The organism is Bacillus cereus group sp. Sample62, assembly GCF_036851315.1.
GTDB classification, from domain to species: Bacteria; Bacillota; Bacilli; order Bacillales; family Bacillaceae_G; genus Bacillus_A; species Bacillus_A wiedmannii.
This window is the reverse complement of the sequence record NZ_JAFLPK010000001.1, coordinates 1-7,500: the sequence shown is the minus strand read 5'-3', so window position 1 is coordinate 7,500 and position 7,500 is coordinate 1. Positions and strand designations below refer to the sequence as shown.

Genomic DNA, 7,500 nt, shown 5'->3' with positions numbered 1-7,500 from the left:
GTTCTAATCCTGTTAAACGTTGCAGACGCATATCTAAAATCGCTTGTGCTTGTTTCTCACTTAAACCGAAACGTTCCATTAAGCCTTGCTTTGCAATATCTGCTGTTTTCGAACTACGAATTAACGTAATAACTTCATCAAGATGATCTAGAGCAATTCGTAATCCTTCTAAAATATGAGCACGCGCCTCTGCTTTTTCTAATTCATAAGCAGTACGTCGACGAATTACTACCTTCTGATGCTCCAAGTAATGATATAAATTTTGTTTTAAATTTAGTACTTGTGGCTCTCCATTTACAAGAGACAACATATTAATACCGAAACTTGTTTGAAGTGCTGTATGTTTATATAGATTATTTAATAGTACATTGGCATTAGCATCACGGCGTACTTCCATAACAATACGCATACCGTTTCGATCTGACTCATCACGTAAATCCGTAATACCTTCAATTTTCTTATCACGAACTAATTCTGCAATTTTTTCAATTAATCGCGCCTTATTAACTTGATAAGGTAGTTCAGTTACGAGAATAGATTGTTTACCATTTGACTTCTCTTCAATTTCAACTTTAGCTCGAAGCATAATAGAGCCTCTACCTGTTTCATATGCTCTTCGAATCCCACTTCGTCCCAAAATTAAACCTGCTGTTGGAAAATCTGGTCCTGGAATAAACTCCATTAATTCCGCAATCGTAATGTCAGGATTATGGCTTAGTGCCAATACACCATCAATTACTTCACCAAGTTGATGCGGCGGAATGTTTGTTGCCATACCAACTGCAATACCAGTCGTACCATTCACTAATAAATTAGGGAAACGCGCTGGCAATACAATTGGCTCTCTTTCAGAACCATCATAGTTATCTTGATAATCAATCGTATTTTTTGAAATATCACGTATTAATTCCATAGAAATCTTAGACATTCTTGCTTCTGTATAACGCATTGCTGCTGCTGAATCACCATCAACAGAACCAAAGTTACCATGTCCATCAACAAGCATATAACGTTGACTAAAATCTTGAGCCATACGTACCATCGTCTCGTAAACAGCTGAATCACCGTGAGGGTGATACTTACCGATTACTTCACCGACAATACGCGCTGATTTCTTATACGCTTTATCAGCTGTAATTCCTAAATCATTCATCGCATATAGAACCCTACGATGCACAGGTTTTAATCCATCACGAACATCTGGTAATGCACGAGATACGATAACACTCATTGCGTAATCTAAAAACGAGGTACGCATTTCATGACTAATATTAATTTCTCGAATTCGTGCTTGTTGTTGATTGTCTGACATCAACGAGCACCTCCTCTTACATTTCCGTTACACATACATTGATTTATATGTAGAAGACAGGAATACTTAGATTCCTGTCATTACCCATTTAAATATCAAGGTTTTTCACGTATTTTGCATTTTCTTGGATAAAATTACGACGTGGCTCTACTTTATCTCCCATTAAAATTTCAAATGTTTCATCAGCTTCAATTGCATCTTGAAGTGAAACTTGAAGTAATGAACGTACTTCTGGGTCCATTGTCGTCTCCCATAACTGAGTTGGATTCATTTCCCCTAGACCTTTATAACGCTGAATCCCCGGCTTAGGTTGGGCTGGTAATTCAGCTAAGATTTTTTCAAGTTCCTTATCGTTGTAAGCATACTGAATTTTCTTACCTTGTTGTACTTTAAACAAAGGTGGCTGTGCGATATATATATAACCGCACTCAATTATTTGACGCATATAGCGATAGAAGAACGTTAATAATAGGGTACGAATATGCGCACCATCAACATCGGCATCCGTCATAATAATAACTTTATGATAGCGTGCTTTTTCAATAGCGAAGTCTCCGCCGATATTTGTACCAATCGCCGTAATAATTGTACGAACTTCATCATTTGATAAAATCTTATCTAAGCGTGCCTTTTCAACATTAATAATTTTACCCTTCAGCGGTAAAATTGCTTGGAAATGACGATCGCGCCCTTGTTTTGCAGACCCACCCGCAGAGTCACCCTCTACGATATAAATTTCACTAATTGCTGGATCTTTAGAAGAACAGTCTGCCAATTTCCCTGGTAAACTTGAAACTTCTAAAGCACTCTTTCGGCGAGTTAACTCACGAGCCTTTTTAGCTGCTACACGCGCACGCGCTGCCATCGTCCCTTTATCTATAATTTTACGTGCAACATTCGGATTTTCCAGTAAGAACTTTTCAAATGCCTCTGAGAATACTGACTCTGTAATTGTTCTTGCTTCACTATTTCCAAGTTTCGTCTTCGTTTGTCCCTCGAATTGTGGATTTGGATGTTTAATTGACACAATCGCTGTTAAACCTTCACGAACATCTTCACCAGTTAAATTACTATCCGCATCTTTTAAAATATTATTTTTACGACCATAATCGTTGATCACACGAGTTAAGGCTGTTTTAAATCCTACCTCATGTGTACCACCTTCATACGTATGAATATTATTTGTAAATGAGTAAATATGATTTGTGTATCCTTCGTTATATTGAAGCGCAACTTCAACCTGAATACCATCTTTTGAACCTTCTACATATACAGGTTCTTCATGAATTGGCTGTTTTGAACGATTTAAATGTTCAACATATGATTTAATTCCACCTTCATAATGGAATTCTTTCTTCTGTTTATGTTCACGTTTATCTTCAATTGTTAATTTAATATTACGATTTAAAAATGCTAATTCGCGCATACGAGTTGCTAACGTATCAAATTCGTATACTATTGTTTCCTGAAAAATTTCTGGATCTGGTTTAAATCGAGTTATCGTTCCTGTTTGATCTGTGTCACCAATGACTTTTAAATCCGCAACCGGAATACCTCTTTCGTATTTTTGATAATGGATTTTGCCTTCACGATGTACAAATACCTCTAGTTCTGTTGATAGAGCATTTACTACAGATGCCCCAACACCATGCAAACCACCAGAAACTTTATAACCGCCACCGCCAAACTTACCACCAGCATGAAGAACGGTCATTATAACTTCTACAGCAGGACGTCCCATTTTTTCTTGTATACCAACTGGAATACCACGTCCATTATCCGTTACAAGAATACTATTATCTTCTTCGATACTAACGTTAATTTCATCACAATACCCTGCAAGTGCTTCATCAATACTATTATCGACGATTTCCCACACAAGATGGTGAAGTCCTTTTCCACTTGTAGATCCAATATACATCCCAGGGCGTTTTCGAACCGCTTCTAATCCTTCAAGTACCTGTATCTGACTTTCATCATATGAGTTTTCTTCCATTTGCTTTTGTTCCATTGACACAAAGATCACCTACTTTTCCATTTAAATAGGGATTACGCCCTATCTATTTCACAATCTACCGTGCCGTTCGTTACATGAATTGTTTTCGCTTCTTTTAATGTTTCGTGTTCAATTCCGTCGACACTCGTCGTTGTCACAAATGTTTGCACTTTTCCTTGAATTGTATTTAACAGATGTGATTGACGATAATCATCTAATTCTGATAATACATCATCCAATAAAAGAATCGGATATTCCTTAACTTCTGAGTAAATCAATTCAATTTCAGCTAATTTTAGGGACAGTGCGGTCGTTCGTTGTTGTCCTTGCGAACCAAAGACTTGAACATTTTTACTATTAACGAAGAATTGTAAATCATCACGATGAGGACCAATTAAAGTCGTACCACGGAAAATCTCACGCTGTTTCACAGATTGAAAATTTTCATAGTATACTTCTTTTATTTTCGACAAATCCATTGATTCTGATACATCTACACTTGGTTTATAGACAATTTCTAATTCTTCTAATCCACGGCTTATACCGCGATGAATTGGAGCTGCCCATTCTTGTAGTAAATGCAAAAACTCAAACCGTTTTTGCAATATTTTTGCACCATGCTCAATAAGTTGAAGTGTAAATACATCCAACATCGTTTCCTCATTCTTACTATTCCCTTGCATCTTTTTCAGCAAGTGATTTCGTTGCGTGAGCACCTTTTGATATTGACTCAATTCATACAAATAGACTGGAGCTATTTGGCCTAATTCCATATCTAAAAAGCGTCTTCTTACTTGAGGGCTTCCTTTTACAAGATTTAAATCTTCTGGGGCAAACATGACAACATTCATCATGCCAATATACTGACTCAATTTTTGTTGTTCAAGTTGATTTAATTTTGCCTTTTTACCTTTTTTCGAAATATTTAATTCCAAAGACAAAGAACTATTTCTCTTTTGTAATTTCCCTTTAATTTGACCGAAGTCTTCATCCCAACGGATAAGTTCGCGATCATTAGAGGTTCTATGAGATTTCGCCATCGCTAAAACATAAATAGCTTCCATCAAATTCGTTTTCCCTTGTGCGTTTTCACCGATAATCACATTCACTTTATCTTCAAAGGAAAGCTCTAACTTTTCATAATTGCGATAGTTTTTTAATTGTATTTCTGAAATAAACAAAGGGCTCCCCCTTTATGCCTGAACTTGGAAACTTCCGCTTCCTGGAATTTCAATTATATCGTTCGCATATAATTTGCGACCTCTTCTATTTTCAAGTTCTTGATTCACGTACACTTCATATTCTTGTAAAAACCATTTTACAGCGCCACCTGTATCAATTACATCGGCTAACTTCAAAAATTGTCCTAGTGTAATATACTCTGTTGAAATTTTAATACGTTTCATAAAATCGCTCACTTTCTGAAAGTGTTCATTCTTTCATTGTACTAAATAAACTAACATTAGGAAAGTAATACCCAAAAATCAAATAAGGGCTACTAGTATCTGAAAACTAGCAACCCTTACTTCTTACTTAGTAAGTACGAACCGGTAAAATTAATTGAATAATGGACTCATCATTTACTGTACGAATTAAGAATGGTCTCATCGCACCAGTAAAACTAATTTTAATTTCAGTACTATCTAAAGCTTTTAGCGCATCCATCATATATTTTGCACTAAAAGATATTTTTAACTCTTCCCCATCTACTTTTTCACATTGAACTTCTTCTACCACTTTCCCAATTTCTGGTGAATTTGAAGAAATTTCTAGCATTTCCTGTTCTAAAGTTGATAATTTCACAACATTATTACGACCATCCCTTGCTAATAGAGATGCACGATCAATTGCTTGTAAAAATTCTTTTGTATTTACAAAAATATCTGTTTTACTTTCGGCTGGAATTAAACGAGTTGTATCCGGATAATTCCCTTCTAACAATCTTGAGAAGAATAATAAATGCTTTGTACGGAATAATACTTGATACTCCGTAATAACGATATCTACCATTTCTTCAGACTCATCTAGAATTTTGCTTAATTCATTTAAGCTTTTACCTGGAATAACAACATTCGCTTGAAATTCATCTGCGATTCCTTCGATTTTTGCTTTTCGAAGAGCCAACCTGTGACTATCTGTAGCAATGCAAGTTAATTCGCTGTTATATACTTTCCAGTTTACACCTGTCAAGATCGGTCTTGTTTCAGAAGTGGAAACTGCAAATACAGTTTGTCTGATCATATGTTTCAGTAAATCTGTTGGAATCTTAAAAACATGATGTTCTTCAATTTGTGGTAACAATGGATATTCAGCAGAATCTAAACCATTTAAATTAAACTCTGATTTTCCAGAAATTATTTTTGTCATAAAATGATTTTCCACAGAAATTTCGACAGTCTCTTTAGGTAATTTTTTTACAATCTCACTAAAATATTTTGCTTGTAAAATAATACTTCCTGATTGTGCTACTTCTACGATTTCTTTTCCAGCATCTTCAACTGGGATAAAAGATTCAATAGAAATATCAGCATCGCTTCCTGTTAACGTAACTCCTTCTTCCGTAGCAACAACTTTAATTCCTGTAAGGATTGGAATTGTTGTACGAGAAGAAACAGCCTTCATTACATCTTGTACACTTCTTACAAGATAGTCTTTTTGTATTGTAAAACGCATAAAGAAAAACCTCCGGTAAGTATAATATTTTATTTAATTAATAAAGATAAAAGATAGTAGTAATAGTAATAGGTCCTGTGGATATGTGGATAACCCCATTGAAGGATGTAAAAACAGTCTATCTACATGTGGATAGACTGTGCGTAAAACAAGGTAAGTTATTCACACTATTCAGCTACTACTTTAAAATATCGTTAATCTCTTCAACTTGCTTTTGTAATTGCGTATCCGTTTTAAGTAGCTTAGAAATTTTTTCATGAGCATGGATAACTGTTGTATGATCGCGTCCACCAAATTCTTCACCGATTTTAGGTAAGGAGTAATCTGTAAGTTCCCGTGATAAATACATTGCAATTTGGCGAGGGAAGGCAACTGATTTTGTTCGCTTTTTCGCCTTGAAATCTTCCAGTTTTATTTGATAAACATCCCCGACAGCCTTTTGAATATCATAAATGGAGATAATTTTTGGTTTAGAATTTGGAATAATATTTTTAAGTGCTTCAGCTGCTAAATCAGCATTAATATCTTTGTTAATTAAAGATGAATAAGCTACAACTCGGATAAGTGCACCTTCTAGTTCACGAATGTTTGAATCAATTTGATTTGCAATATAAAGCATAACCTCATTTGGTATATCGAGTCCTTCAGCCTTTGCTTTTTTACGTAAAATTGCAATTCGTGTTTCTAAATCTGGTGGCGTAATATCTGTAATGAGTCCCCATTCAAAGCGAGAACGAAGACGATCTTCTAAAGTTGGAATTTCTTTTGGTGGCCGATCACTTGAAATTACAATTTGTTTACTTTCTTCGTGTAATGCATTGAATGTATGGAAAAACTCTTCTTGAGTTTGTTCTTTTCCTGCTAGAAATTGAATATCATCTATCAATAAAACATCTACATTACGGTATTTATTACGAAAATCGACCGCTTTATTATCACGAATAGAATTAATGAATTCATTTGTAAATTTTTCTGATGATAAATATACAACCTTTGCGTTTGGGTTATGTTCAATTACATAATGACCAATTGCATGCATTAAATGGGTCTTTCCAAGTCCAACTCCCCCGTAAATAAAGAGGGGATTATATGCTTTAGCTGGCGCTTCGGCTACGGCTAATGAAGCAGCGTGGGCAAAACGGTTACCAGAGCCAATAACAAATGTATCAAACGTATATTTTGGATTTAGCATACTCTGTGGTAAATGATTAGAATCATCTTGTGCTGAATTTGGTTTAGAAGGAGGAAGATCAATCTCCTCTTCAGCTTGACTTTGGGGAATAATAAAGCGAATAGCTAATTTTGCCCCCGTTAAATCATAAAGTGTTTCCGAAATTAGCTCTGAATAATGAGATTCTAACCAATCACGAGCGAATTCATTTGGAGCCGTAATTGTTAATACGTCTTTTTTTAAATTATGTGCGGTTGTTGATTTTAACCAAGTTTCATAACTAGGTTTACTGACCTTTTTTTCTAGTTCTTTTAAGGCGCTGTTCCATAAATCAGAGATGTTTTCCAA

The 7,500-nt window shown here is 35.3% G+C and carries 6 protein-coding genes (1 of these 6 only partly in view); all 6 read right to left on the bottom strand.

Annotation, left to right across the window (positions count from 1 at the left end; all coding sequences use genetic code 11):
• Positions 1 to 1,312 carry the 5' portion of a DNA gyrase subunit A gene (gene gyrA / locus J0835_RS00030; RefSeq protein WP_087983503.1) on the bottom strand. The gene continues 1,160 nt to the left of window position 1, outside the view, so only the first 1,312 of its 2,472 coding nucleotides appear in the window; its start codon is at positions 1,310 to 1,312; its stop codon lies beyond the left edge, outside the window.
• Positions 1,313 to 1,400: 88 nt separating this feature from the next.
• The gene (gene gyrB / locus J0835_RS00025; protein WP_000435974.1) at positions 1,401 to 3,323 is read right to left on the bottom strand and encodes a DNA topoisomerase (ATP-hydrolyzing) subunit B; all 1,923 of its coding nucleotides are present in this window, start codon (positions 3,321 to 3,323) and stop codon (positions 1,401 to 1,403) included.
• Positions 3,324 to 3,361: 38 nt separating this feature from the next.
• Positions 3,362 to 4,489, bottom strand: a complete 1,128-nt coding sequence (recF, locus tag J0835_RS00020; RefSeq protein ID WP_000470743.1) for a DNA replication/repair protein RecF — start codon at positions 4,487 to 4,489, stop codon at positions 3,362 to 3,364.
• A 12-nt stretch (positions 4,490 to 4,501) separates the two neighbouring features.
• The gene (gene yaaA / locus J0835_RS00015; RefSeq protein ID WP_000821366.1) at positions 4,502 to 4,714 is read right to left on the bottom strand and encodes a S4 domain-containing protein YaaA; all 213 of its coding nucleotides are present in this window, start codon (positions 4,712 to 4,714) and stop codon (positions 4,502 to 4,504) included.
• Positions 4,715 to 4,841: 127 nt separating this feature from the next.
• On the bottom strand, positions 4,842 to 5,981 hold the full coding sequence (gene dnaN, locus J0835_RS00010) for a DNA polymerase III subunit beta (protein WP_087983501.1): 1,140 nt from the start codon (positions 5,979 to 5,981) through the stop codon (positions 4,842 to 4,844).
• Positions 5,982 to 6,159: 178 nt separating this feature from the next.
• Positions 6,160 to 7,500: a chromosomal replication initiator protein DnaA gene (dnaA, locus tag J0835_RS00005; protein ID WP_000428027.1), complete on the bottom strand. Its 1,341-nt coding sequence runs from the start codon at positions 7,498 to 7,500 to the stop codon at positions 6,160 to 6,162.